Annotated in this window: 18 protein-coding genes and 1 tRNA gene; 9 read left to right on the forward strand and 10 right to left on the reverse strand. The window is 58.3% G+C overall.

Translation table 11 applies throughout. The annotated features are described in order from the left end of the window. Positions 1–10 precede the first annotated feature (10 nt). Positions 11–1,171 (reverse strand): MlaE family lipid ABC transporter permease subunit, encoded by a 1,161-nt coding sequence (locus WKI41_RS19720; RefSeq protein WP_340195170.1) that lies wholly within the window; start codon positions 1,169–1,171, stop codon positions 11–13. Positions 1,172–1,316: 145 nt separating this feature from the next. Here WKI41_RS19720 and dgcA point away from each other — a divergent pair, with 145 nt between their 5' ends. Next, complete coding sequence (dgcA, locus tag WKI41_RS19725) at positions 1,317–2,300, forward strand: N-acetyl-D-Glu racemase DgcA (RefSeq protein WP_340195171.1); 984 nt, start codon at positions 1,317–1,319, stop codon at positions 2,298–2,300. A gap of 24 nt (positions 2,301–2,324) precedes the next feature. Here the strand turns inward: dgcA and WKI41_RS19730 are convergent, their stop codons facing one another. Further along, positions 2,325–3,155 carry a UDP-2,3-diacylglucosamine diphosphatase gene (locus tag WKI41_RS19730; protein WP_340195172.1) on the reverse strand — a complete coding sequence of 277 codons (831 nt, stop codon included), beginning with the start codon at positions 3,153–3,155 and terminating at the stop codon, positions 2,325–2,327. Positions 3,156–3,387: 232 nt separating this feature from the next. Between WKI41_RS19730 and WKI41_RS19735 the strand changes: the two genes are divergently transcribed. Both WKI41_RS19735 and WKI41_RS19740 read left to right on the forward strand, forming a co-directional pair. Beyond that, positions 3,388–5,703, forward strand: coding sequence for an NADP-dependent malic enzyme (locus WKI41_RS19735; protein ID WP_340195173.1), 2,316 nt, complete (start codon positions 3,388–3,390; stop codon positions 5,701–5,703). Positions 5,704–5,854: 151 nt separating this feature from the next. Next, positions 5,855–7,027 carry a DUF2865 domain-containing protein gene (locus tag WKI41_RS19740; RefSeq protein ID WP_340195174.1) on the forward strand — a complete coding sequence of 391 codons (1,173 nt, stop codon included), beginning with the start codon at positions 5,855–5,857 and terminating at the stop codon, positions 7,025–7,027. A gap of 808 nt (positions 7,028–7,835) precedes the next feature. Here WKI41_RS19740 and murI read toward each other — a convergent pair. The 3 genes from murI to WKI41_RS19755 all read right to left on the reverse strand — a co-directional run bounded on the left by murI (position 7,836) and on the right by WKI41_RS19755 (position 10,076). After that, a complete protein-coding gene (gene murI / locus WKI41_RS19745; protein ID WP_340195175.1) occupies positions 7,836–8,657 on the reverse strand; it encodes a glutamate racemase in 822 nt (273 codons plus the stop codon). Continuing rightward, positions 8,635–9,468 (reverse strand): TrmJ/YjtD family RNA methyltransferase, encoded by an 834-nt coding sequence (locus WKI41_RS19750; RefSeq protein WP_340195176.1) that lies wholly within the window; start codon positions 9,466–9,468, stop codon positions 8,635–8,637. The genes murI and WKI41_RS19750 overlap by 23 nt, the downstream gene beginning before the upstream one ends. A 77-nt stretch (positions 9,469–9,545) precedes the next feature. Further along, the gene (locus tag WKI41_RS19755; RefSeq protein ID WP_340195177.1) at positions 9,546–10,076 is read right to left on the reverse strand and encodes a hypothetical protein; all 531 of its coding nucleotides are present in this window, start codon (positions 10,074–10,076) and stop codon (positions 9,546–9,548) included. Positions 10,077–10,290: 214 nt separating this feature from the next. On the opposite strand from WKI41_RS19755, the gene WKI41_RS19760 reads away from it, so the two are divergent. The 3 genes from WKI41_RS19760 to WKI41_RS19770 all read left to right on the forward strand — a co-directional run bounded on the left by WKI41_RS19760 (position 10,291) and on the right by WKI41_RS19770 (position 14,592). Beyond that, on the forward strand, positions 10,291–11,505 hold the full coding sequence (locus WKI41_RS19760; protein ID WP_340195178.1) for an NADP-dependent isocitrate dehydrogenase: 1,215 nt from the start codon (positions 10,291–10,293) through the stop codon (positions 11,503–11,505). Between the two features lie 127 nt (positions 11,506–11,632). Then, the gene (locus WKI41_RS19765; RefSeq protein WP_340195179.1) at positions 11,633–12,256 is read left to right on the forward strand and encodes a glutathione S-transferase family protein; all 624 of its coding nucleotides are present in this window, start codon (positions 11,633–11,635) and stop codon (positions 12,254–12,256) included. Between the two features lie 233 nt (positions 12,257–12,489). Next, positions 12,490–14,592 (forward strand): putative bifunctional diguanylate cyclase/phosphodiesterase, encoded by a 2,103-nt coding sequence (locus tag WKI41_RS19770; protein ID WP_340195180.1) that lies wholly within the window; start codon positions 12,490–12,492, stop codon positions 14,590–14,592. Between the two features lie 64 nt (positions 14,593–14,656). Here the strand turns inward: WKI41_RS19770 and lipB are convergent, their stop codons facing one another. Beyond that, positions 14,657–15,391, reverse strand: a complete 735-nt coding sequence (lipB, locus tag WKI41_RS19775) for a lipoyl(octanoyl) transferase LipB (protein WP_340195181.1) — start codon at positions 15,389–15,391, stop codon at positions 14,657–14,659. 188 nt (positions 15,392–15,579) lie between these two features. On the opposite strand from lipB, the gene WKI41_RS19780 reads away from it, so the two are divergent. After that, positions 15,580–15,664: transfer RNA gene (locus tag WKI41_RS19780), tRNA-Leu, on the forward strand. Positions 15,665–15,753: 89 nt separating this feature from the next. Here the strand turns inward: WKI41_RS19780 and WKI41_RS19785 are convergent. The 3 genes from WKI41_RS19785 to recA all read right to left on the reverse strand — a co-directional run bounded on the left by WKI41_RS19785 (position 15,754) and on the right by recA (position 20,577). Beyond that, entirely contained in the window at positions 15,754–15,942 is a 189-nt protein-coding gene (locus tag WKI41_RS19785) for a hypothetical protein (protein ID WP_340195182.1), read from the reverse strand. Positions 15,943–16,620: 678 nt separating this feature from the next. Beyond that, complete coding sequence (gene alaS / locus WKI41_RS19790) at positions 16,621–19,284, reverse strand: alanine--tRNA ligase (protein ID WP_340195183.1); 2,664 nt, start codon at positions 19,282–19,284, stop codon at positions 16,621–16,623. Positions 19,285–19,488: 204 nt separating this feature from the next. Further along, positions 19,489–20,577 (reverse strand): recombinase RecA, encoded by a 1,089-nt coding sequence (gene recA, locus WKI41_RS19795; RefSeq protein WP_306933164.1) that lies wholly within the window; start codon positions 20,575–20,577, stop codon positions 19,489–19,491. Positions 20,578–20,821: 244 nt separating this feature from the next. Here recA and WKI41_RS19800 point away from each other — a divergent pair, with 244 nt between their 5' ends. Next, positions 20,822–21,760 carry a carbohydrate kinase family protein gene (locus WKI41_RS19800; protein WP_340195184.1) on the forward strand — a complete coding sequence of 313 codons (939 nt, stop codon included), beginning with the start codon at positions 20,822–20,824 and terminating at the stop codon, positions 21,758–21,760. 30 nt (positions 21,761–21,790) lie between these two features. Continuing rightward, the gene (locus WKI41_RS19805) at positions 21,791–22,714 is read left to right on the forward strand and encodes a pseudouridine-5'-phosphate glycosidase (protein WP_340195185.1); all 924 of its coding nucleotides are present in this window, start codon (positions 21,791–21,793) and stop codon (positions 22,712–22,714) included. 70 nt (positions 22,715–22,784) lie between these two features. Here the strand turns inward: WKI41_RS19805 and WKI41_RS19810 are convergent, their stop codons facing one another. Next, entirely contained in the window at positions 22,785–25,013 is a 2,229-nt protein-coding gene (locus WKI41_RS19810) for an OmpA family protein (RefSeq protein WP_340195186.1), read from the reverse strand. Positions 25,014–25,331: the final 318 nt, after the last annotated feature.

The following is a 25,331-nucleotide window of genomic DNA, read 5'->3' on the forward strand; positions in this document are numbered from 1 at the left end:
AGCCCTCTCCTTAGAAATCGATGGCTGAGTAGAAGATGGCGAAAACAGCATCCACGAGAATGACGACGAAAATCGATTTGACCACCGACGACGTCACATGCTGACCAAGCGATTCCGCGCTGCCGCCAACCTTCATGCCTTCGACGGCCGCCACGATGCCGATGATGAGCGCCATGAACGGCGCCTTGATCATGCCGGATGCAATCGTCGAGCTTTCCACCGCGGCGTGAAGACGCGAGAGAAACACTTCGAAAGTAATGCCCGAATAGAGCAGCGATACGATTGCCGCGCCGAACAGCGCGGAGAAATTGGCGATGATAGTCAGAAGCGGCAAGGCGATGGTCAGCGCCACCAGACGCGGGAACACCAGAACTCCCACCGGGTTGAGACCGATGACTTTCAGCGCGTCGATCTCCTCACGCATCTTCATCGAGCCGATCTCAGCTGTGATCGCACTGCCGGAACGACCAGCAATCATGATGGAGGTCAGTAGAACGCCGATTTCGCGCAGTTGCAGAATACCGACAAGGTCGACAACGAAAACTTCCGCGCCGAAATATCGCAGCTGAAAGGCGCCCTGCTGGGCAATGATCGCACCAATCAGGAATGACATTAGCGTAATGATGGGCACTGCACGCACGCCCATATGATCGACTTGGTTGACGATTGCCGCCGGCGAAACGCCACGGCCACGACCAAGCTTCATCTGCGCGCCACGAACGGCAGAACCTAGTATGAACATGCCTGCCATAAAATCCGACCCAGCCTGGACGACGTTGCGTCCTACAGGGTCGAAGATCCGGCTGGCGATGCTTTGCTTATGCGCATCCTTCGGCGGCAACGGCGCTTCATCGGGAAGCGAGGTGATGATTTCCTCGACCTTCTCGTTGCCCTCGAAGCTTACCTCACAGCCAGATTTCTCCAGACGGCCACGCAGGCTGTGAAGGATCCACGCGCCCGTCGTATCGATATTGTCGATACCGGAAAGATCAATTTTGATGGGACCGGCTGAACCGGCTTTCTCGATCTTGTCGAGTTCGGGAAGCACGGACGAGATATTCGCATTGCGCCAGGAACCGGAGAGCACATAGCGCGCACCGCTACGCTCCGCGTTGTCATCCGCCGAGATTGCAGCCTGTTCCACCCGCTTGCCTGGTTCCTGTTCTTGCATATTTCTCCGCGCGAATGCAGCTTACTGAAAGATTCTCTTAACGATTCATATCTTTTGCCGGACCAGCAAGCCACAGCGGTGCACCGTAAATGGATACATATTTTGCAGGTTCCACGCATTTACCCCCAACTATAAGGCAATTTTGATGAGCCGTTACCTCGAAGCCACAGCGCGAATCTTCCCGGTTGCAGGAAGCTTCACCATTTCGCGGGGAAGCCGCACGGAAATTCATGTCGTGACCTGTACGATCATCCAGGACGGTGTCCAGGGTCAGGGAGAATGCGTTCCTTACGCGCGCTATGGCGAAACGATCGAAGGTGTATTGGCTGATATTGAAGCCGCTGCAAAGGCAATCGCTTCAGGCCTGGACCGAGAGCACCTCCAGCAAGCCATGAAGCCGGGTGCTGCGCGCAACGCAGTAGATTGCGCTCTATGGGATCTGGAAGCAAAGCTTTCGGGCAAGCCGGTATTTTCTCATTTTCTCCCGTCTGCTCCGAAGCCGCTGTTGACGGCCTACACCATTTCGCTTGCCGACGCTCAGACGATGGCAGCGAGGACAAGAGAAAACGCGCACCGTCCTCTCTTGAAGATCAAGACCGGAACGGAGAATGACGAAGAGCGCCTACGCGCCGTTCGTGCGGCAGCGCCGGATGCCAAGATCATCGTTGATGCCAACGAGGGATGGTCTGAAGAAAATGTCGAACATCACATGGCTGTCGCAGCCGAGCTGGGCATCTCGCTGATCGAACAGCCTCTGCCGGCTGGAAAGGACGAGTTTCTGGCGACAATAACGCGTCCGGTAGCGATCTGTGCCGATGAGAGCGTGCATCTCACAAGAGACCTTGAATCGCTTCGAGATCGGTACGAAGCGATCAACATTAAGCTCGACAAGACCGGTGGCCTCACCGAAGCCCTGGTTATGAAGCAGGAGGCTGAGCGCCTTGGCTACACGATCATGGTGGGATGCATGCTTGGAACATCACTCGCCATGGCACCAGCCGTTCTCCTGGCGCAAGACACCGCCTTTGCCGACCTTGACGGCCCGCTCCTTTTGGCGCGCGATCGTGAGCCGGGCCTCGTCTATGACGGTTCCCTCGTTCATCCCCCACTGCCGGAGCTGTGGGGGTAAGACCCCGGCAGGCAGAAGATTGTCTTACGCTGCCCTCGTGTCGATCAACTTGGGGAATGCGACCGGCTCCATTTGGCGAACCGTCGGCTCTTCCATCGTCTCGCTGGTCTGCATCCAGGTGATCAGTTCGAAGGTGCCATCCATGGTCTCGGCGACTGCCGTGCAGCTTTCGACCCAGTCGCCGGTGTTGATGTAGCGGATACCGTCGATATCCTCCATCACCGCATGGTGAATGTGACCGCAGATGACGCCATCCACCTTGTTGCGGCGTGCCTCATCGGCAACCACACGCTGGAACTCGCCAATGAAGTTGACCGCATGCTTCACCTGCAGCTTGGCCCAGGCGGAGAAGGACCAGTAAGGCAGACCGATACGGCGGCGAACTGCGGCAATCGCGACATTCACAGCAATGGCCGCATCGTAGGCCCAGTCGCCGAGGTAAGCGAGAAGGCGTGCGTTGCGCACCACGACGTCGAACTCGTCTCCGTGAAGCACGAGGTATTTCTTGCCGTCTGCCGCCTCATGGATCATGCGCTCGGCCACTTCGATGCCACCGAAATGGGTGCCGGGAAATTCGCGCAGAAATTCATCGTGATTGCCAGGAATATAGACGATGCGTGCGCCCTTGCGCGCCTTGCGCAACAGCTTCTGCACCACGTCGTTGCAGCCCTGTGGCCAGTACCAGCTGCGACGGAGGCGCCAGCCATCGATAATGTCGCCGACGAGAACGATCGTGTCCGCCTCGTGGTACTTCAGAAAGTCCAGCAGGAAATCCGTCTTGGCCGCTTTGGAGCCAAGATGCACATCGGAAATGAACAGCGTCCTGAAGTGTCTGGTTTCGGTCTGCGTGGCCATGGGCTCGTCCCCTCGTCTCATGAAAGGCGTTTGGAAATCTTTCACCTTGTGGAAAACCAGACTCGTGTTTCAGCAAGATGACAGAGCGGCGGTTCAAGGGCGTGCCGCTGGTCTTTCTGCGAATATCGACTTTCTCGCTTTTGCATGCCACGCGCCAAATAAACGGCTGTACGCTGGGACCGTTTGTTGTATGCAAAGACCTTCGTGACAATTGAAATAAAGCGGTGAAAAGATGAGTTCTCAGGACAAGGGCACGACGCAAAATAAGAGCAGCAATGCGGATCTGGATGAGCAGGCACTGTTCTACCACCGCTATCCGCGTCCGGGTAAACTCGAAATTCAAGCTTCCAAACCGCTCGGCAACCAGCGCGACCTGGCGCTTGCCTATTCACCGGGCGTCGCCGCCCCATGCCTTGCCATTCATGAAAATCCGGAGACGGCGGCTGAATATACGGCACGCGCGAACCTGGTGGCTGTGATCTCCAACGGCACCGCCGTTCTCGGCCTCGGCAACATCGGCCCGCTGGCGTCGAAGCCAGTGATGGAGGGCAAGGCCGTCCTCTTCAAGAAATTTGCAGGTATCGACGTATTCGATATCGAAATCGATGCACCCGGCATCAACGACATGGTCTCCACCATTTCAGCACTTGAGCCCACCTTCGGCGGCATCAACCTCGAAGACATCAAGGCGCCGGAATGTTTCGAGGTCGAGCGTCAGTTGCGCGCCAAGATGAACATTCCGGTTTTCCACGACGACCAGCACGGAACGGCCATCATCGTTGCCGCCGCCGTCACCAATGCGCTGGAGCTTGCGGGCAAGGCCCTGTCCGATGTCAAGATCGTCGCATCCGGTGCAGGTGCAGCGGCTCTCGCCTGTCTCAACCTGCTAGTCGAGATGGGTGCCAAGCGCGAGAACATTTGGGTCCACGATATAGAAGGCCTCGTCTATGACGGCCGCAATACACTGATGGACGAGTGGAAGGAAGTTTACGCGCAGAAGACCGATAAGCGCGTACTGGCCGAATCCATCGAAGGGGCAGACGTATTCCTCGGTCTGTCGGCTGCGGGTGTTCTGAAGCCCGAGCTTCTGGCAAAGATGGCAGAAAAGCCGCTAATCCTGGCGCTGGCAAATCCCAAGCCTGAGATCATGCCGGACGAAGCACGCGCCGCCCGCCCCGACGCGATGATCTGCACGGGCCGTTCGGACTTCCCGAACCAGGTCAACAACGTTCTCTGCTTCCCATACATCTTCCGTGGGGCGCTTGATTGCGGCGCAACCAGCATCAACGAAGAGATGAAGATGGCCGCGGTGCGCGCCATCGCCGAACTGGCGCGCGAGGAAGTCTCCGAAGTCGCTGCCAAGGCCTATAGTGAAGAGACGCCGATCTTTGGCCCGAACTACCTGATCCCCTCGCCTTTCGACCCACGCCTCATCCTGCGCATTGCACCGGCCGTCGCGCGGGCCGCTGCGGCAAGCGGCGTTGCATCGCGACCCATTACCGATTTCGATGCCTATCTCGATCAGTTGAACCGCTTCGTCTGGCGCTCCGGCTTCATCATGAAGCCGATCTTCAACAGCGCCAAGAGCGCGGAAAAGAAGCGTATCATCTTTGCCGAAGGCGAAGACGAGCGCGTGCTGCGCGCCGCCCAGGTTCTCTTGGAAGAAGGCACTGGCATTCCGATCCTCATCGGCCGCCCACAGATCATCGAAACGCGCCTGAAGCGCTTCGGCTTGCGCATTCGTCCGAATGCCGATTTTGCCGTGGTCAACCCTGAGGACGATCCGCGCTACCGCGAATATGTCGATGATTACTTCGCGCTGGTCGGTCGCGCCGGCATCAACCCGGAAGCGGCGCGCACCATCGTTCGTACCAACACCACCGTCATCGGCGCACTCTCCGTCAAGCGCGGTGAGGCAGATGCCCTGATCTGCGGCCTCGAGGGCCGGTTCGATCGTCACCTGCGCGACGTCAACCAGATCATCGGCAAACGCGAAGGCGCAAATTCCTTTGCTGGCCTTAGCCTGCTGATCACCCAGCGTGGCGCTTTGTTCATGACCGACACCTTCGTCAACTATGATCCGAGCTCGGAAGACGTTGCCGAAATGGCGATTCTTGCAGCCAAGGAAATCAAGCGTTTCGGCATCACGCCAAAGATCGCACTCGCCAGCCATTCGAATTTCGGCTCGCGCGATTCCGCCAGCGCCCGCAAGATGCGCGCAGCCCTTCAACTCGTGCGCGACGCGGCGCCTGAGCTGGAAATCGATGGTGAAATGCAGGGTGGTTCGGCACTGTCTGAAATGCTGCGCAAGCGCGCCATGCCCAATAGCGCGCTGTCTGGTGAAGCAAATCTCCTGGTCTTCCCCAACCTCGACTCGGCCAATATCTCGCTCGGCATCGTGCGCACCATGACGGAGGGTCTGCATGTCGGGCCGATTCTGCTCGGCACTGCCCTGCCGGCACATATTCTGTCACCCACCGTCACCTCGCGCGGCGTGGTCAACATGGCGGCACTTGCCGCTGTTCAGGCATCACACCCGTCGGTGTGATTGCCTGGCTTATGGCTCGACGACAGTGCGTCACTTCGAATTAACGCAATTTTGAAACGGCTGTTGCCGCCGTGCGGCACAGCCCTATGCTATCCTGAACTTAATCATGGCTTGAGCGTTGGTGATTGATGTTTAAGGGGATGCCGACTGGATGTTGACGGGCCTGCAGAAATCGAACAGGCGCCCGGCGCTACGCCGCAAGCGTGTCATCAGTTGCCTGGCGGCGGCCATCTTTGCTGCGCCTATTGCCGCACAAGCGCAGGATATTTGTGAGACGCTCGAGGCGCAACTCAGACAACCGCCAACTGGATCCACGCAGGTTATCGGCACAACGGCTCAGGTACGCCAGTTTGCCAATGAGATGACCCAGCAGAACCTGGTGATCCGCCGCATCAAGAACGATCTGCGAAGCTACGGCTGCTCATCGGGCAGCGTCATTGTCTATGGAAACCCGAATGCGCAGATCTGCGGTGAGATTGCCGATGCACTGGCGCAGGCTGAAGCCGAGCGGGACATGATCGCGCAGGAGCGCAATCGTATGCTCGCGAGCCGTCGCACCGAAGCGGCCGATCGGTGGGATCGTATTATGGCAGCACTGGATGCCGAAGGCTGTCTTGATCGTCAACCACGCGATTACGCATCGACGGATCCAGGCCTCGATGCCCAACCCCGCGGTTATACCGACCCGTTCAACGACGATCAGAGGGACATTGGTAATTATGGCCCGACACCGAACATGCCGACCGAGGGCGGTTTGAGGACACTCTGCGTGCGCACCTGCGACGGCGCGTTCTTCCCCATATCCTCCAACGCCACACCGATGGATTTCGGTGCTCAGGCAGCGCAGTGCGAGCGTATGTGCCCCGGCACTGAGACCGAACTCTTCTATCATTCCATGGTGGGACAAGAGAGTTCGGACATGGTGTCCGCCAAGACCGGGCAGCCATACAAGTCGATGCCAACTGCCTTTGCCTATCGCAACGGCTCACCGGCAACGCGTTCGCCCTCCTGCTCCTGCAACATGGCGGCCTATCATCAAGAGATGAAGAAGCAGGAAGAACAGGCGAGCGCACAGCAATCCTCTCCGGATCAATCCTATTCCGGCATCACCCGGATACCTGCTCCGAAGACGGACAACCCAAAACCGGCAACGCCTGAAACAGCCCCGCAGGTGGAAGCCAAGGCCGCGCCAATCCCGGAAAGGGATTACGATCCGAAGAACAGCAAGGTGCGCATTGTCGGTCCGCAATTCTTGCCGGAAGAGACAAGCCGCATCGACCTGAAGAACCCTGCGCTGAAAGGCGCACAGCCTCAACAGGAATGAAATCGCTGCGACACCCCGGTTAAAGAGATGTCGCAGCGTTGCGCGGGCTTAGCCCCTGCAGCGTGTCGCGATCGTTCAGATTCGCTCCTTACGCTTAGGTCCTCTTCTTTCTGACGTCGTTATCGCAAAGCCGGTCACCACTTTTGCACGCCGTGCTTTAGAACCGAGGGAACCATGGCGGCACCAATGGTTGGCCTGGCATTGGCTCCTTGACCGGCAGGCCAGCGTCCCGACGAAGCCGATCGCACAAATGGGTGGCGTGGTTTTTCGTGTGCCGATACTTCATGACACCCAGAACCGCTGCCTTGAGAGTGGCCCACGCACCGAAGCTGCGAACCAACTCGTCAACTGTTCTGTACAGATCATTTACACTCAATGATTGTTGTTTAGGCATAGGTCATCCGTCCCGGCGCGAAATAGCGACCAGGTCCTCTTGTGATGGAAAAAGGCGTGCGGAACCGTTCTGCGCAGCAACAGGCTGCGAGGTCAAAAGACTATCGACACACCGTGATGTATAATGAAAGAGCCTGCAAGGGCACGGGAACGCTTAGATCGCGATTCCACGTCGGTATGCGCGGATCATGAATACGGACATTACCGAAGCCACGGACATAACCATACCAGAGAGGCAAAAATACTTAAATTTAGTCATCTAACGCCTCCTGTTTCTTGAGTTGCGGGCCTGAATTTTCTGACACATCTTCGGTTCCTCCGCAAGAGGTTCAATCTCGAATTGTATCGAGGCCCTTCTATCATTGTAAAAATGTCACAACACGATCAACTGACACCAAGCGGCACGAACTCGCCGTCAGTCTCGCTCGATCTTCAAACCGAAACCTTGCATCAGTCGTCTCGTGGTAAAATCCGGCTGTCCGGATGTGAAGATGGCAAAGTCGAAACCGTCAGGATGCTCGGCACCCTGCAGCACCTCGACTTTGCGACGTGCTTGACGAGCGATGGCCTCCGCCGGGTCAAGCCAGTCTACCGGCCAAGGAGCGAGCCTGCGAAAGACATTCGCCATAAAAGGATAATGCGTACAGGCCAGCACAACGATGTCGGTGCGCCGGCCCTGATCCTCGATAAAGCACGGGGAAATCTCGGCGAGGACGGCTTCGTCTGATACGCTCTCACCCCGGATCCAGCTTTCCGCCATACGTGCCAGATTTTCCGAGCCAACGAGGCGCACGTGACATTGCGAGGCGAAAGACTGGATAAGGTCCCGCGTGTAGGCGCGCTTCACCGTCCCCGGTGTCGCAAGCACGGAGACAAGGCCCGAACGGGTGCGTTCGGCCGCCGGCTTGATAGCGGGTACCGTCCCAACGAACGTCATGTCGGGAAAGGCTTGCCGCAGATCGGCGCCAGCAAGCGTAAAGGCCGTATTGCAGGCAATGATACAGATTTCCGGCTGGTAGCTTTCGAGCAACCGGGCAAACAGCGACAATATGCGCTGGCGCAATCCGTCCTCTTCCCAACCGCCATAGGGGAAACCCGCATCGTCGGCCACATAGATGAAGCCGCGCTCGGGCATCAGCACCCGCGCCTCGCGCAAAACCGTCAATCCGCCAATGCCAGAATCGAAGACGAGAACCGGCTTTGAGGCGCCAAGATCAGTCGTTGTCGCCAGAGCCACTCGTTGGGGTCCCCTCGCCTTCGGCACTTTTTTCTGTCCGTTTCGGCCAGCGGCGCGGAAATGCGTCCAAAGACTTGATCACGCCGCGAAACACGCTGATTTCTTGCTCCGTGAAGCCCCGTCTGGATAAAACAGCGCGCAGATTGTCGACCATTTTGGGCTTTTTTTCAGCCGGATGGAAATATCCGCGTGCGTCGAGCGCCTCTTCGATCTGATCGAACAGGCCAAAGACCTGTTCCTTGGTGGAAGGCCGCTGCTGCACCGACTGAAACGCCGTCTCGGCAAGATCGTCCATGCCCGACTTCATCCACTCATAAGACATCAGCAATACGGCCTGAGCAATGTTGAGAGACGCGAAGGCCGGGTTGACAGGGAACGTCACGATCTCGTCGGCCAACGCCACTTCCTCGTTCGTCAGGCCCCAGCGCTCGCGGCCGAACATGATGCCAGTCTTTTCGCCCGCCTTGAACTTGGCGCGCAGGGTCTCGGTCGCAGTGACAGGCGCACGCACCGGCTTGAAGCCGTAACGCTCACGTGCCGTCGTCGCGTAGACGAAGTTCAGATCGCGCACCGCATCGTCCAGCGTCTCATAAACCTTGGTGGCGTCAATCACGTGGTCGGCCTTGGAGGCAGCAGCACGCGCCTTCTCGCTCGGCCAGCCGTCGCGCGGATTGACGAGACGCAACTCGGCCAGGCCGAAATTGGCCATGGCGCGTGCCACCATACCGATATTTTCGCCAAGCTGAGGCTCGACCAGAATGATCGCCGGGCCTTCGGCAATGAGCTCGAGATCGCTGTTTGTACCTGCCATAGTCGCCTTCCAATTTTTAGGCTTCACTGGCACAGTTTTCAGTGCAAATCAAAGGCAAGGCGTGTGTTGCGCGCTGCTTATTCGCCCTTGATGATGTTTGCCATCTCCTGCAGCACGGAATCGCGGCCCTCATCGCCAACGCGGTGAATGTCGTTGATCACCGGCTTGCCGTCTTCTTCGATGACGTCAAAATTGACCTGATCGACGGTCGCCTTCATCTCGGCCTCATCCATGCAGGCCCAGAGCTTGAACTTGACGGTGACGTCGCTCACGCCATCCTTGGGCGGCGCTGCCGAAATATTGACGTCCTGCAGCGGGCAGCCATCCTGAGAATTGGTGACCACGTCATAACCGAAGGGATCGCCCTTCTCGCCCGCCTGCGCCTCATAGGCCGGCTTCTTGGAGGCTTCTCGATACTGGGCGATGAACGCCTTGCTGAACAGCGTTGTCAGCAGATCCTCGTCGAAAATATATTTCCAGTCATCGGCCTCGCCGGACCAGTTCTTCACCGTGATGTCCATGACCTTCTTCACCGGTTCGGTGGGATCGGCGGCAAAGGCGTTGGAGGAAATGAATATTGCGGCGATGGCGAGCAGAACTTTCTGCATGATGACGTCCTGAAACTTCCGCTTACCCAACGTAAGCGATTCGCCTGAATCTAATCTGCGAATGTGTTTTGGCAATGCGGTAAGCAGCCTTTTAGAAAGGCCAAAAAAACTGCCCAATGGCTTTGCCTCTGCCGCTCGCAATGCTATAGCGCCACGGGATATTTGCCCTTATGGCGCTCGATTGGGCGCAACCGTTCTCGAAGGTGAGGAATTCATGACAAAGATCAAGGTAGCCAATCCGGTCGTCGATCTCGACGGCGACGAAATGACCCGTATCATCTGGCAGCTCATCAAGGACAAGCTGATCCTGCCATACCTCGATCTTGATATCGAATATTACGATCTTTCCGTTGAAAACCGCGACGCTACCAACGACCAGGTAACGGTCGATGCGGCACATGCCATCAAGAAGCACGGCGTCGGCATCAAGTGCGCAACCATCACGCCAGATGAAGCCCGCGTTGAGGAATTCAACCTCAAGCAGATGTGGAAGAGCCCGAACGGCACGATCCGCAACATTTTGGGCGGCGTTATTTTCCGCGAGCCGATCATCTGCAAGAACGTTCCGCGCCTGGTTCCTGGCTGGACCCAGCCGATCGTTGTTGGCCGCCACGCGTTCGGCGACCAGTACAAGGCAACCGACTTCAAGTTCCCCGGCAAGGGCAAGCTGACGATCAAGTTCGTCGGTGAAGACGGCCAGGTCATCGAGAAGGATGTGTTTGACGCTCCAAGCGCCGGCGTGGCTCTTGCCATGTACAACCTCGACGAATCCATCCGCGAATTTGCTCGCGCATCTATGAATTACGGTCTGATGCGCAAGTGGCCGGTTTACCTCTCCACCAAGAACACCATCCTCAAGGCCTATGACGGTCGCTTCAAGGACATCTTCGAAGAGGTCTATCAGACCGAATTCAAGGCGCAGTTCGACGAAGCTGGTATCACCTATGAGCATCGCCTGATCGACGACATGGTCGCCTCCGCTCTGAAGTGGTCCGGTGGCTATATCTGGGCCTGCAAGAACTATGACGGCGACGTTCAGTCCGATACCGTTGCACAGGGCTTCGGCTCGCTCGGCCTGATGACCTCCGTTCTCCTGTCTCCGGATGGCCGCACGGTTGAAGCAGAAGCGGCACATGGTACCGTCACGCGCCACTACCGCCAGCACCAGAAGGGCCAAGAAACCTCGACCAACTCCATCGCGTCGATCTTCGCCTGGACCCGTGGTCTCGCCCACCGCGCCAAGCTGGACGACAACGGGGAACTGGCAAAGTTCGCCACGACGCTGGAAACCGTCTGCGTCGACACGGTTGAAGCCGGCTACATGACCAAGGACCTCGCGCTCCTCATCGGTCCGGATCAGCCCTGGCTCTCCACCACCGCATTCCTTGACAAGATCGATGAAAACCTGAAGAAGGCCATGGCTGCCTGATTAGCCATCTACCCTTCACAGATCTTCGGAAACCCGGCCTTAGCGCCGGGTTTTCTTTTTGCGGCGACACGGTGTCTTGATTAGGTCATGCTGACAGAGCAAACTCCTCTTAACAAGGGAGAGAGACATGAGCGATCTGACATTCTATACCCACCCCATGTCGCGTGGACGCATCATCCGCTGGATGCTGGAGGAAGTGGGCGCACCCTACGACACCAGGATCATCGGCTTCGACAGCGACATGAAGGCTGGCGAATACAAAGCGATCAACCCCATGGGCAAGGTGCCCGCGATCAAGCACGGCGACACCGTTGTCACTGAATGCGCGGCCATCTGCGCCTATCTGGCGGACGCCTTTCCGGAGAAGGGACTTGCGCCGCCAACCTCCAACCGTGGCCTGTACTATCGCTGGCTCTTCTTCGCGGCCGGTCCGCTGGAAATGGGCGTGACCAATCGCGCCATGGGATTTGAGATTCCGGAAGACAAATATCGCATGGCTGGCTGCGGACGTTTCGAGAACCTGATGGATACCCTGGAATACGCGGTGACGCAGACCCCCTTCATCGCCGGAGAAAACTTCACAGCCGCCGACGTCTACGTAGGCTCGCATATTGGTTGGGGACTGCAATTCGGTACGCTGGGGAAGCGCTCGGCCTTCACCGATTATCTCGCCCGCCTTGGCCAGCGCCCAGCGTTCTCGCGTGCTCAGGAGATTGACGACGCGGTAATCAAACAGATGAAAACGGGCTGATCCAATTAGGTTCGACATACGCGGTATCTATCAGAGGATGCGTTACCTGACCACAAAGAACCAACCTGCGATTGAGATAAGTCATTGTAGATATTATAAAATTCGGTCTCAATCACATATGAATCGTTAACTCGTTGTGTCGTAAAACCAACGAGTGCCAATGGGCCTGCGAACGCAGTACAAGGCTGCTGCGTTCGCGCTGACGCAGTGCCTTACAACGAGAGGCGACTGTAATGATGACCGTGCTGGGCTGCATCGTTGAGGACCACAACATCTGGCTTGTGCTGATGGCCGTGGTGTTATGCGGAACAGGCTCATGGGTGACATCGCGCCTCTTCAGCAAAACGATCACAGCGACGGGAAACCAGCGCGCGGGCTGGCAGGCCATGACGTCGCTCTCTGCCGGCGTCGCGATATGGTGCACGCACTTTGTTGCAATGCTCGGTTATGATGCACGCGTACCTATCGGCTTCGATTTACCGTTGACAGTCGTTTCGCTTATGGCCGTCGTCTTCGGAAACGCCATCGGTTTCGTAGTCGCAGTCAGCCAGCGAAGTGTCGTCATGCCCGCCTTGGGTGGCGCGATAGTCGGCCTTGCCATCTCCACAATGCACTATACCGGAATGATGGCGTATCGCGTGCAGGGGATCATATCCTGGGACAAGACCTACCTCGCCGCCTCTATCGTTCTGTCGGTGGCTCTGTCGTCTGTCGCGCTACATTTCGGTGTGCGCAAGGGCAGCAATGTGATGGCGGCGGTTCTGACACTTGCAATTGCCGTGTTGCATTTCACTGGCATGACCGCGTTCAATGTCGACCCAATGCTGGTCGATGGAGCATTTTCAAATCCAGACTCACTCTGGACGCTGGCCATCGGTATTTGTGGTATGGCCTTCGTCATCGTGGCGTGCGGTCTCGTCAGTTACCTCATCGATAACAGCACCCGCGAAGAAACCGTCGAGCGTCTTCGCAAAATGGCGTTGTACGATACGTTGACCGGCCTTCCCAATCGCGCGCACTTCAATGAGAAGCTCGATCAGGAACTGGCGCTTGCCGATGCAAAGAAGCTTAGGATCGCCATGATCGGCATTGATCTCAACCGTTTCAAAGAGATCAACGATACGCGTGGCCATCACGTCGGAGACGAAGTGCTGACCGATCTCGGCTTGCGTCTGAAGAATATCGTTCGTGAAGAAAACGGCGAGTTCGTTGCTCGCGTCGGGGGAGACGAGTTCGCTGCCGTCTTCCGGATTGAAGACAACAGGTCAGCTGGCATCAACAGGTTTCTGAAACGGCTGGAGACTGTGATGTTCAGCCCGATTAACATAGACGAGGCCCAAATCATCGCTGGCGCGAGCTTCGGCGTCGCCATCTATCCCGATGACGCAACCACGAGGGAAACGCTCGTCGGCAATGCAGACCTCGCCATGTACCGGGCAAAATCGCAATTGACCGAAAAGCGGATCTGCTTCTACGAGGCCGGTATGGACAAGGCCGTCAAAGCGCGTCGGTCCATGGCCGCCGACTTGCGTAAAGCACTTTCCCTCAATCAGCTTTCAATCCACTACCAGGTGCAAACATCGGTTTCGACCGGCGAGATCACAGGATACGAGGCCTTACTGCGTTGGGAACATCCCGAGCACGGTTTTATACCGCCCTCAGATTTTATTCCGTTGGCTGAAGAGAGCGGCCTTATCTTGCAACTCGGTGAATGGGTGCTGCGAACCGCATGTGCAGCGGCTGCCTCCTGGGAACCAGCTTGCAAAGTTGCCGTCAACCTGTCCGCCGTCCAGTTCGCAGCCGGAGATCTGCCCAAGCTGGTGATGAGCGTCCTCCTTGAGACAGGACTTCCACCGCATCGACTGGAGTTGGAGCTCACTGAGACTGCCATCTTGAAGGATCGCGAGCGTGCTTTTCATATGCTTCGCCAGATCAAGTCCTATGGCGTCTCCATTGCGCTCGACGACTTTGGTATAGGTTACTCTTCCATCGACACGCTTCGATCGTTTCCGTTCAGCAAGATCAAGCTCGACCGCTCCTTCATTGACGAAGCGCACAGCAACCAAGAAGCGCTGACCATCATCCGCACAGTCCTGGCACTCGGAAAGGGTCTGAGGATTCCCGTGCTGGCTGAAGGCGTGGAAACAAAGGAACAACTTTCCCTTCTGGAACTGGAAGGATGTGGAGAAGCACAGGGATACCTTCTCGGCCGTCCCGCGTCGCTCGATCAGATCATCGCGACAGGCCGTATCAGCATCGTTGAACGAAAGCGCGTGTCACCACGGATCGACCTCAAGGAACACGGCGAAAATGTCAGGACGGGAACCGACGGCTAGAACTTGGTCGACGCACAACACTCTTTGCTAAGTGGTCCAAGGCAAGACGAAAGCACAAGGCGAGTTAAGCCAACACCCTGCCCTGCTCGTTCGCGGTATCGCCGAAGACCTCTTCGAAAGCTTCGCGCAGAAACACATCGACGTCGTTGACCATCACCAGCAGGCCAAGATCGACGAGGCTGGTGACGCCGTATTGAGTGATGCCGCAGGGAACGATCCCGCCGAAGTGGCTCAGATCTGGATCGACATTGATCGAAAGACCATGGAAGCTCACCCATTTGCGCAGGCGAATACCGAGTGCAGCAATCTTGTCCTCCGACAAGGCGCCGTCCGGCAAAAGCGGCTTCTCCGGTCGACGAACCCACACGCCGACGCGGTCCTCACGCCGCTCGCCTCTGACGTTCATCTTGTCGAGCGTGCGGATAATGACCTCCTCCAATGCCGCCACATATGCGCGCACATCCTGGCGTCGGCGCTTGAGGTCAAGCATGACGTATACCACACGCTGGCCCGGGCCGTGGTAGGTATACTCCCCGCCACGGCCCGTCGCGAACACTGGAAAGCGATCTGGCTCGATCAGGTCGGACGCATCGGCACTCGTGCCTGCCGTGTAGAGTGGCGGATGCTCGAGGAGCCACACAAGCTCGTCCGCATCACCGGCAGCAATCGCTGCGACTTCACGCTCCATCTCCTCGACAGCCTGCTCGTAAGGCACCAGCCCGTCGGAGATTCGCCAGCGCACTGGCGGCGAGCCCGCGACGGGATACATTTTTTCGGTGAGATCGGTGCGTGTGAGCATGGAAATGTCCTTTCCACAGCCTTCTGACAGAATGAAATTGAGGCTGCAAGCCCGGCGTTTCCGGGCTTCTTCAATATAGGAGCGGACACGCCCGTTTTTAATTTCAAAAAACTGTCACGGCGCTCTTGTGCACCCAAAATCCTTTTGCTACATGCACCCCCGTCGGCGCAAGTCGACCCTACCACGATGCGGTCGTGGCGGAATTGGTAGACGCGCAGCGTTGAGGTCGCTGTGGGGCAACCCGTGGAAGTTCGAGTCTTCTCGACCGCACCAAAAGAAAAACCCGCTTCGGCGGGTTTTTCTTTGTCTTCAATTATCTAAGCGATTTTCCTGAAGCGACCTGTGAAGGTTGGACCGCCATGCTAGTGGATCGGGATGTTCCTTTTATCTGCCTCTTCCTTGATGATATCTTCTACCAGCTGACGCTTCAGCGACGGGTCTCCCAATAGATAATCATCGGCGATTTCGAAGATAGATTTTGGGCTTTCGGCGCGGCTCAGCGTCTCGAGATCCTGGCCGATCTGCTGTCGAAGTTCTGTATAATTGTCCATTGTCGTCTCCTCTATTGAGGAGACAATGCGGACGGCTGCGTGCGGGTTCCTCGACAAAAAGAAACCCTCTACGAAGAGAGGGTTAGTTGGGGAAGACGGCCTGATGCGGGTAGCATATCAGCCTCTGCGCCCATCGAACCGCGCGCCCTGCACCCGGTTCCCTGATCTCGTAACACAGAGCGAAATCACGCGTGCGAAAGAGATTTGCGTGTGAATTGATCATACGCTCTGTAGCGCCTCCTGCGAGCCAACCAGGCTGCCCTGGTGGAGGATCCTAGAGCTTCGGCCCGAAAATCGAATCCGATTTCTGGAAAGCACGACGCGTCGATCTAAGAAGATTAAGCGTCATCGATGCGTTCAAAAAGATGCACGCGGCGCTCTTTAGAGCATGTCGCGCGCAACTGCGCAGCCGTTTTTCGATAACGACATGCGGCAGAAGAAGGAGCTAAAGCGTAAAGAGCGAATCTGAAAGATCGCGACACGCTTTAGGCCACGCTCGCAGGCACAAAAACGCAGTTGTCCCAAGGCGCCGTCGGTGCGTGGAACGTTCGGATCGGAAGTCACGAACCTACGACCACAAAAGATAAGGGCCGGACCATCACGTTCGATAATCCGGCCCTTAGATATGACAGTCAACAGCGAGACAGCGGCCTCGCTGCCTCGTCGCCTGGAGAGAGATCAGCCTGCGAGGGCTGCTGCCACGGCTTCGATGGCCTCATCGGCCTTCGACCCATCCGGGCCGCCCGCCTGCGCCATATCTGGACGTCCGCCGCCACCCTTGCCGCCGAGAGCGGCAGATGCCGCACGCACCAGATCCACGGCGCTGAAACGCGATGTCAGGTCTTCAGTTACCGCCGCGACGGCGCTGGCTTTTCCATCGTCGGAGACCGCGATCAAAAGCACAACGCCAGAGCCGAGATTGGTCTTGGCATCGTCAGCAAGACCCTTGAGGTCCTTGGCGTCGATACCGGACATGGCCTTGGCCATGAACTTCACGCCACCGACCTCCTTCACGTCGCCGGTAGAGCCCTCAGCCGAACCGCCGCCCATGGCAAGCTTGCGGCGAGCATCGGCCAGTTCACGCTCCAGTTTCTTGCGCTCCTCCAGCAGGCCTTCGACGCGCGAGATCACGTCGCCCGGCTGTACGCGAAGCGAGGACGCGAGCGCCTTCACACGTTCATCCTGCTCGGCGAGATAGGCAAGCGCACCTGGTCCAGTGACCGCTTCCACGCGGCGCACGCCGGCGCCGACTGCGCTTTCGCCAAGGACGCGCACAAGGCCGATCTGTCCCGTAGCGGCGACATGCGTACCGCCACAGAGTTCGACAGAATACGGCCTGTTCGCCTTAGCGCCATGAATACCGGTGCCCATGGAAACGACACGCACTTCATCGCCATATTTTTCGCCGAAGAGCGCCATCGCGCCTTCCGCAATAGCATCATCCACGCTCATCAAGCGCGTGACCACCGGCGAGTTCTGCAGAATGATCTCATTTGCCATGTCTTCGACGATCTTCAGCTCTTCAGCCGTCATCGGCTTTGGATGCGAAACGTCGAAGCGCAGGCGCTCAGGCGCCACGAGCGAGCCTTTCTGCGCTACGTGGGTTCCAAGCACTTCGCGAAGCGCTTCGTGCAGCAGGTGGGTTGCAGAGTGGTTTGCACGCAGACGCGAGCGTCGATCGTGATCGACGGTCAACTGAACCGCGTCCCCAAGCTTGACGCCGCCCTTAGCAACCTTGCCGATGTGAACAAAGAGGCCTTCGCCCTTCTTCTGCGTGTCGGTCACTGTAAAGCTGCCAGTGTCCGACGAAATCACGCCCGTGTCGCCCATCTGGCCGCCGGACTCACCATAGAAGGGAGTCTGGTTGACGACGATCTGAACGGTGTCGCCTTCTGTCGCAGCGTCAATCGACTTGCCGTCTTTCACGATCGCCTGAACAACGCCTTCCGCGGTCTCGGTGTCGTAGCCGAGGAATTCGGTCGCGCCGAACTTTTCCTTCAGCTCGAACCAGACCGTCTCGGTTGCCTTGTCGCCAGAACCAGCCCAGTGCGAACGAGCTTCCGCCTTCTGCCGCTCCATCGCGTCGGTGAAGCCGGCTATGTCCACGCCGATTTCGCGAGCACGCAGTGCGTCCTGCGTCAGATCGAGCGGGAAGCCATAGGTGTCGTAAAGCTTGAAAGCGGTTTCGCCGTCCAGCATGCCGCCCTTGGACAGGTCGGACGTTGCATCGGACAGCAGCGAAAGACCACGTTCCAGCGTCTTGCGGAAGCGGGTTTCTTCAAGCTTCAGCGTCTCGGAGATCAACGCTTCAGCGCGTACCAACTCGGGATAAGCACGGCCCATCTGCTGAACGAGCGTTGGCAAAAGCTTCCAGATCAACGGTTCCTTGGAACCCAGAAGCTCGGCGTGACGCATGGCGCGGCGCATGATGCGGCGCAGGACATAACCGCGACCTTCATTCGACGGCAGAACGCCGTCGGCAATCAGGAACGCCGACGAGCGAAGGTGGTCGGCAATGACCCGGTGGCTCGCGCGCTTCTCGCCTTCAGCAGGAACGCCGGTCGCTTCGACAGAGGCCGAGATCAGCGCGCGGAAAAGGTCAGTGTCGTAATTGTCGTGCTTGCCCTGCAGCAGTGCAGAGATACGCTCAAGGCCCATGCCGGTGTCGATGGAAGGACGCGGCAGGTTGATGCGCTCTTCCTTCGTCACCTGCTCATACTGCATGAAGACGAGGTTCCAGATCTCGATGAACCGGTCGCCATCCTCATCGGCCGAACCGGGAGGTCCGCCCCAGATATGATCGCCGTGGTCGTAGAAGATTTCCGAGCACGGGCCGCAGGGGCCGGTATCGCCCATTGCCCAGAAGTTATCGCTGGTCGGAATGCGGATGATGCGGTCGTCAGAGAACCCGGCGATCTTCTTCCAAAGATCGAAGGCTTCGTCATCCGTGTGATACACCGTCACGAGAAGACGGTTCTTATCGATGCCGAACTCCTTGGTGATCAGGTTCCAGGCATGCGTAATCGCCTCTTCCTTGAAGTAATCACCAAAGGAAAAGTTGCCGAGCATTTCGAAGAAGGTGTGATGACGCGCTGTGTAGCCAACGTTATCCAGGTCGTTATGCTTACCGCCGGCGCGAACGCATTTCTGCGACGAAGCGGCCTTGGAATACAGACGGCTTTCAAGTCCGGTGAAGACGTTCTTGAACTGAACCATACCCGCATTGGTAAACATCAGGGTCGGGTCGTTGCGCGGCACCAGCGGGCTGGATGGCACGATTTCATGGCCGTTCTTCTTGAAGTAGTCTAGGAAAGTCGATCGGATTTCATTCACACCGCTCATACGAAGTCCTTCATTGCCACGCTCACGCAGCGATAATAAAAAAGTCACAGGCTTTTATCGTCCGCCACCCTGCCTGTCCAGCCAAAGAGCGCCGGGCGCGTCCGGAATGAGGCAGCAAAACGACGAAGGCCGCGCGAATGGATCGCACGGCCCTGGTTCAATCAATGCTGATCAACGATGCCGGCAAAACCCGGCAGCCGATTGTCACGCGTCCGGCTCGACACCGTCCGCATCGGCTTCCGGTCCGCCATTCTCAAGGAAACGGTCGGCGATCAGGCCGGCATTCTGCCGAAGCGCCAGCTCGATCTCGTTGGCGACGGCGGGATTGTCACGCAGGAACGACTTGGCGTTTTCACGTCCCTGCCCCAGCCTCTGGCTGTTATAGGAGAACCATGCACCCGACTTCTCGACGATACCGGCCTTCACGCCAAGATCGACAAGCTCGCCGGTCTTGGAAACACCTTCGCCGTACATGATGTCGAATTCGACCTGCTTAAAGGGGGGTGCCATCTTGTTCTTGACGACCTTCACGCGCGTCTGGTTGCCAACAACCTCTTCGCGCTCCTTAACCGAGCCGATGCGACGAATATCGAGACGAACCGACGCATAGAACTTCAGCGCGTTACCGCCCGTCGTCGTTTCGGGCGAACCGAACATCACACCGATCTTCATGCGGATCTGGTTGATGAAGATCACCATTGTCTTCGACTTGGAGATCGACGCAGTCAGCTTACGCAGCGCCTGGCTCATCAGACGCGCCTGAAGACCCGGGAGACTGTCGCCCATCTCACCTTCAATTTCAGCGCGCGGTGTCAGAGCGGCAACGGAGTCGACCACAAGCACGTCGACGGCACCGGAGCGCACCAACGTATCGGTGATTTCAAGCGCCTGTTCGCCCGTGTCGGGCTGAGAGATCAAAAGATTCTGAAGATCGACACCAAGCTTGCGGGCGTAGACCGGGTCGAGCGCATGCTCGGCGTCCACGAAGGCGCAGATGCCACCCTTCTTCTGCGCTTCTGCAATGGTCTGCAGTGCCAGCGTCGTCTTGCCCGAGCTTTCCGGACCGTAAATTTCAATGATGCGCCCCTTCGGCAAACCGCCGATCCCGAGCGCAATATCAAGGCTGAGAGACCCCGTCGAAACGGTCTCGACCTCAATGACGTTTTCATTGGAACCGAGCTTCATGATCGATCCCTTGCCGAACGAACGTTCGATCTGGGAGAGCGCCGCTTCCAGTGCCTTGCTTTTATCCACCGAATTGTCCTCTACAAGACGCAAAGAATTTTGTGCCATCTGAACCACCTTTAGGTTATTGAAGCCGCACAGGCAACGAAGCAGTGTGGGAACAGTATGTACTCTTTTTGTTCTCATTTCACAACCACGCACCAGCCCTTTGAAAACAAATAACGATAAGCCGTTCGTTCTGCTTTTGTTTTTCTTTGTGCGAGGGTCGTGCATGGGCTGCGACGCCATATGAAAGAACTAGAAAACACCGAATCGGACGCCTTGTCTGTCTCCGAAAAAAGGATCGATCGACGTGAAGAAAATACTCGTTCTGGGCGGCGCGCATATCGACCGGCGCGGCATGATCGAGACAGAAACCGTGCACGGCGCCAGCAATCCCGGTTCCTGGATGGAAGAGGCTGGCGGCGGCGGGTTCAACGCGGCCCGCAATCTTTCCCGGCTTGGATTTGAAGTGAGGCTCATCGCCCCACGTGGCGGTGATGGCAATGGCGCGACCGTTGCTGCGGCAGCACGCGATGCCGGCATCGAAGACACGCCGTTTACCTTTTTGGATCGCAGCACTCCGAGCTACACAGCAATCATGGAACGCGACGGCAATCTCGTCATCGCCATTGCCGATATGGATCTCTACCAGCTCTTCACGCCGCGTCGGCTTAAAGTGCGCGCAGTACGCGACGCGATCAAGGCGACCGACATCGTTTTGTGCGATGCCAACCTGCCTGAAGATACGCTGAGCGCGATCGGCGTAGCGGCGCGAGCCTGTGAGAAGCCTCTCGCGGCCATTGCCATCTCACCGGCAAAGGTCGTTCGAATGAAATCGGCATTGGCCGACATCGACATGCTGTTCATGAACGAGGCCGAAGCCCGTGCGTTGACCGGCCAGGATGTCACCGATGCGAGACAGTGGCCGGCTTTGCTGAGAAAGATCGGTCTTCGTGGCGGCGTTATTACCAGTGGAGCAAAACGCGTCGTCGCTTTCGACCAGAAAGTCGCCGCCGTTCTGACACCCCCGCTGATCGAGGACGTCAAGGATGTGACCGGTGCGGGCGACGCCATGGCATCAGGCTATTTGTCTGCCGTTGCCAGCGGCAGACCCATCACTGAAGCGCTGCGCCATGGCGCCGCCGCCGCTGCCATTACCGTGCAATCGCCCTTTGCAACATCCAGCGAGTTGAGTGGGGAAACGCTTGGCGCGCTTCTGGCGCTTGTGCCGCAAGCTGAAATGGTGTGAAGAGACCGCTTAGATAAAATGGAAGAGACCATGACCAAGACCACCTCCCCGCTCCTGCCGATCGTCTACTCGGAAGAAGTCGCTGCAGCCAAGCAGCGCGGCGCGCCGATCGTAGCGCTGGAATCCACCATCATAACCCACGGCATGCCCTATCCGGGCAACATCCGCATGGCTGAAGGCGTGGAGAAGCTGATCCGCGACAATGGCGCAATTCCTGCCACCATCGCCGTCATCCATGGCACGCTGCATATCGGTCTCGAAAAAGATCAGTTGGAAGCGCTGGCGCAGACGAAGGATGCGATGAAGGTCTCGCGCGCCGATATCGCTTTCGCGATTGCCGAGCGTCGCACCGGCGCAACAACTGTCGCCGCCACCATGATCGCTGCTGAACATGCGGGCATCAAGGTCTTCGCCACCGGCGGCATCGGCGGCGTCCATCGCGGTGCCGAAGAAAGCTTCGATATCTCCGCTGACCTGACCGAGCTTGCGCGCACCGGCGTCATCGTCGTCTGCGCCGGCGCCAAGGCCATCCTCGATGTGCCAAAGACACTCGAGGTTCTGGAAACCAATGGCGTTCCGGTCGTGACCTATGGCTCGGACGAGTTCCCGGCCTTCTGGTCGCGCGCATCGGGCCTCAAAAGCCCGCTGACGTTGAACAGCCCGGCAGCGATCGCAAACTTCCAGACCACGCGCGAACAGTTCGGCCTCGAAGGCGGCATGCTGATCGCCAATCCGGTGCCGGAAGAAGATGAAATCGCCCGTGACGAGATGGAAATTTATATCGAGCGCGCGCTGTCAGCCGCCGAAGAAGACAATATCAGCGGCAAGGCGGTAACGCCCTATCTGCTAGCCAAGATTTTCGAAATCACCGAAGGCCGCAGCCTCGACACGAACATCTCGCTGGTGCGCAATAATGCCCGCCTCGCAGCCGAGATCGCCGTAGCGCTTGCCTGAACGAAAATGGATTAAAGAAAAGGCCCGGAAGCCAATGGCTTCCGGGCCTTTTTATTGAGCTGCGCGAACCTTAGTTCTGCGCGACCGGGCGTACCAGCGGCGTGATGCGACGGATGGTCACGCGACGGTTCTCCTGGTTCGGACCAAGCGTCTGGACCTTGAGGTAACGCTCGCCATAGCCTTGCGTTGTCAGGTTTTCCGGCGGGATGCCGTAAACGTCGGTCAGAACCTTGGCAACGGACTCCGCGCGCTCATCGGAGAGAACGAGGTTACTTTCGTCCGAACCCACCGCGTCAGTGTGGCCTTCGATGAGGAAGGTTTCGGCCGGGTTCTTTTCTAGAACCTTGTTCATCGCATCCGCAACCTTGCGCAGCGAGCGTGCCTGGCTCATCGGAATTTCGGCACTACCGGTGGCGAAGGTGATGGTGTCGAGGTCGATACGACGCACCATGTCACGAACGCGAGCCGAGTAGCGGACCTCATCCAGAGAGTAGACGCGCTGCACTGGTTCTACCGGCGGCTGCTCGAGGAAGCGGTAGTAGTCGCGATCCTGATCCGAGGACGTATCGATGATGTACTCGTTGACCGGAATGCGCAGACGCAGCGGCGGCAAGTCGAGACCCGGGTCGCGATAGACATATTCGCGATCTGGCTCATCCGCCAGTTCCGGCGCGTAGAACAGCACATACTCGCGGCCACGCGCATCGATACGTGAACGCTGGATGACGTCACCATAACGGTTGCGAATCGTCACAACCTGTGTGCCGTCGGAACGTTCGATCGTCTCGCGATAACGGTCGTCTGGCAGACGCTCGTAATAGGGACGCGCACCTTCGCTGACGAAGCGGTCATCATCACTGCCGCGCACGACAACGCGGTCACCGAACTGCAGGAAGACGCGGTCGCCCATGTCGCGGTCACGCGGCAGGTCGCGAGGACGCCATTCCCGAACGCCATCGGGGCGGTCGAACTGCGGACGGCGGTCGATGCGTTCACCCTGGATGTTGGTGATGTTCTGGATGTTGATCTGCGGCGCAGGCTGTCCGTCGCGGCGGGCAGCGGCTTGAGCCTCTGCATCCGAAGTCGGTACCTTGAAGTCCTGAACCTGCTCGCGTTCGCGGCGACGCTGTTCGCGAAGCTGCTCATTGCCGCTGCGATAGACTTCCTTGTCGCTGTCGAGAACCGCTGCACCCTTATCAACCGGAAGCACGACCGTATCTGCCGACTTGGAAGGATCCTGGGCAATGGCGCGGGCCTTGTCCAACTGCTCCTTCGTCATGGGAGGCGCTTCTGTCTGCGGAGTTGCGACCTGGGCTGGAACAGGTTCGCCCGCCGGTGCCTGACCTGTCGCGGCTCCGTCAAGCGGCGCTGGTGTCGGCGCGCCCGGAACGGGCGCCGGTGCTGGCTCGCCATTCTGAGCGCGCGGCGGGCGCGGCTGTTCGGAGGGCTGCTGGCCAGGTGCCGGGTTTGGCTGCTCGGCAGGTGCAGGGGCGCGACCAGGGGTCGGCGGTTCCGCGGGCACCGGTGCTGCTCCCTCTGCAGGTTCTGGTGCGGCCGGACGCTTGGCTGGCTTGACCGGCTTTTCTGGTGCGGCTTCGTTGGCTGCGGGCTCATTGCCCGGCTTGGCAGCTGGGGCTTCAGGCTTGGCAGCTGGAGCTTCCGGCTTCGGCGGCTGTTTGCCTTCAGCTTCTGGCTGCGCTTCGGCGGCGGGCTTGCGGCGCGGGCGCTCCTGTTGCTGCTCAGGCTCGGCCTGAGGCGCGCCTTCAGGAGCGGCTTCGCGGCGGGGACGCTCGGGCCGTGGCTGGCCTTCTGCTTCCGGCTGCGCCTCTGCGGCTGGCTTACGGCGTGGGCGTTCCTGCTGCTGCTCCGGGTCCGCCTGTGGCGCCGCTTCTGGGGCCGGCTCTCGACGCGGGCGTTCAGGGCGGGCTTCGCCTTCTGGCGCAGCTTCGCGCTTTGGACGCTCCTGCGGCTGCTCGGCCTGGGGCTCGGGAGCGGCTTCACGCTTGGGACGCGGCGGCGCTTCCTCACGCTTCTGCTCCGGCTCGCGCTTCGGTTCAGCCTGTGGCTCACCCTGCTGCTCGCGCTGGCGGCGCTTCAACAATTCCTCTTCTGGATTCGCCGGCGCTTCGGCCTGCGCAAGAATAATGGCTCCATTACCGTTGGAAACGGGTGCCTGTTGCTCAACCCGCGCCAAAGGCGCTGCATGCGCAACGGTGGCCACAAGTGCCGGCTCTACTGCGATGGCAATCGACATCAGGGGGAAAACCACCCCGGTCATCAATTTATTCTTATTCAGCATGGCGCTTCCTCATCTGCCGTCTTCATCCACTTCTGCCCTGCGGCATTGGGGCACAGTCTGCACATAATGGCGCTGAACAACGCCGGGCGTGCGGTCTTGTTCCAATGATGATCATCAAGGGCTGTACCGGGAATGAACGAAAAAAGGCATTTTCTGGAAGCGCGGCCTTAATTGCCAAGGACGACTGACGACGAATATCGCATCTTATCGGAGCGCTTCGGGATGTGACGTGACCCAATTGGCGGGGCTTCGAGACGCCGTATATATTCTTTGGAGAATGTGACGACGGCAGGTCAGGCCTGCCGCCGTGTAGCGCGA

The sequence above is a fragment of the Agrobacterium larrymoorei genome, assembly GCF_037722385.1.
In the GTDB taxonomy this organism is placed as follows: Bacteria; Pseudomonadota; Alphaproteobacteria; order Rhizobiales; family Rhizobiaceae; genus Agrobacterium; species Agrobacterium larrymoorei_C.

Bases quoted from the DNA above. Each gene is read 5' to 3' on its own strand.
- WKI41_RS19810 (WP_340195186.1), bottom strand. From the start codon at position 25,013: ATGCTGAATAAGAATAAATTGATGACCGGGGTGGTTTTCCCCCTGATG.
- WKI41_RS19805 (WP_340195185.1), top strand. From the start codon at position 21,791: ATGACCAAGACCACCTCCCCGCTCCTGCCGATCGTCTACTCGGAAGAA.
- dgcA (WP_340195171.1), top strand. From the start codon at position 1,317: ATGAGCCGTTACCTCGAAGCCACAGCGCGAATCTTCCCGGTTGCAGGA.
- lipB (WP_340195181.1), bottom strand. From the start codon at position 15,391: ATGCTCACACGCACCGATCTCACCGAAAAAATGTATCCCGTCGCGGGC.
- WKI41_RS19760 (WP_340195178.1), top strand. From the start codon at position 10,291: ATGACAAAGATCAAGGTAGCCAATCCGGTCGTCGATCTCGACGGCGAC.
- WKI41_RS19740 (WP_340195174.1), top strand. From the start codon at position 5,855: ATGTTGACGGGCCTGCAGAAATCGAACAGGCGCCCGGCGCTACGCCGC.
- recA (WP_306933164.1), bottom strand. From the start codon at position 20,577: ATGGCACAAAATTCTTTGCGTCTTGTAGAGGACAATTCGGTGGATAAA.
- WKI41_RS19765 (WP_340195179.1), top strand. From the start codon at position 11,633: ATGAGCGATCTGACATTCTATACCCACCCCATGTCGCGTGGACGCATC.
- WKI41_RS19785 (WP_340195182.1), bottom strand. From the start codon at position 15,942: ATGGACAATTATACAGAACTTCGACAGCAGATCGGCCAGGATCTCGAG.
- WKI41_RS19750 (WP_340195176.1), bottom strand. From the start codon at position 9,468: ATGGCAGGTACAAACAGCGATCTCGAGCTCATTGCCGAAGGCCCGGCG.
- WKI41_RS19755 (WP_340195177.1), bottom strand. From the start codon at position 10,076: ATGCAGAAAGTTCTGCTCGCCATCGCCGCAATATTCATTTCCTCCAAC.
- WKI41_RS19735 (WP_340195173.1), top strand. From the start codon at position 3,388: ATGAGTTCTCAGGACAAGGGCACGACGCAAAATAAGAGCAGCAATGCG.
- alaS (WP_340195183.1), bottom strand. From the start codon at position 19,284: ATGAGCGGTGTGAATGAAATCCGATCGACTTTCCTAGACTACTTCAAG.
- WKI41_RS19720 (WP_340195170.1), bottom strand. From the start codon at position 1,171: ATGCAAGAACAGGAACCAGGCAAGCGGGTGGAACAGGCTGCAATCTCG.
- WKI41_RS19730 (WP_340195172.1), bottom strand. From the start codon at position 3,155: ATGGCCACGCAGACCGAAACCAGACACTTCAGGACGCTGTTCATTTCC.
- WKI41_RS19770 (WP_340195180.1), top strand. From the start codon at position 12,490: ATGATGACCGTGCTGGGCTGCATCGTTGAGGACCACAACATCTGGCTT.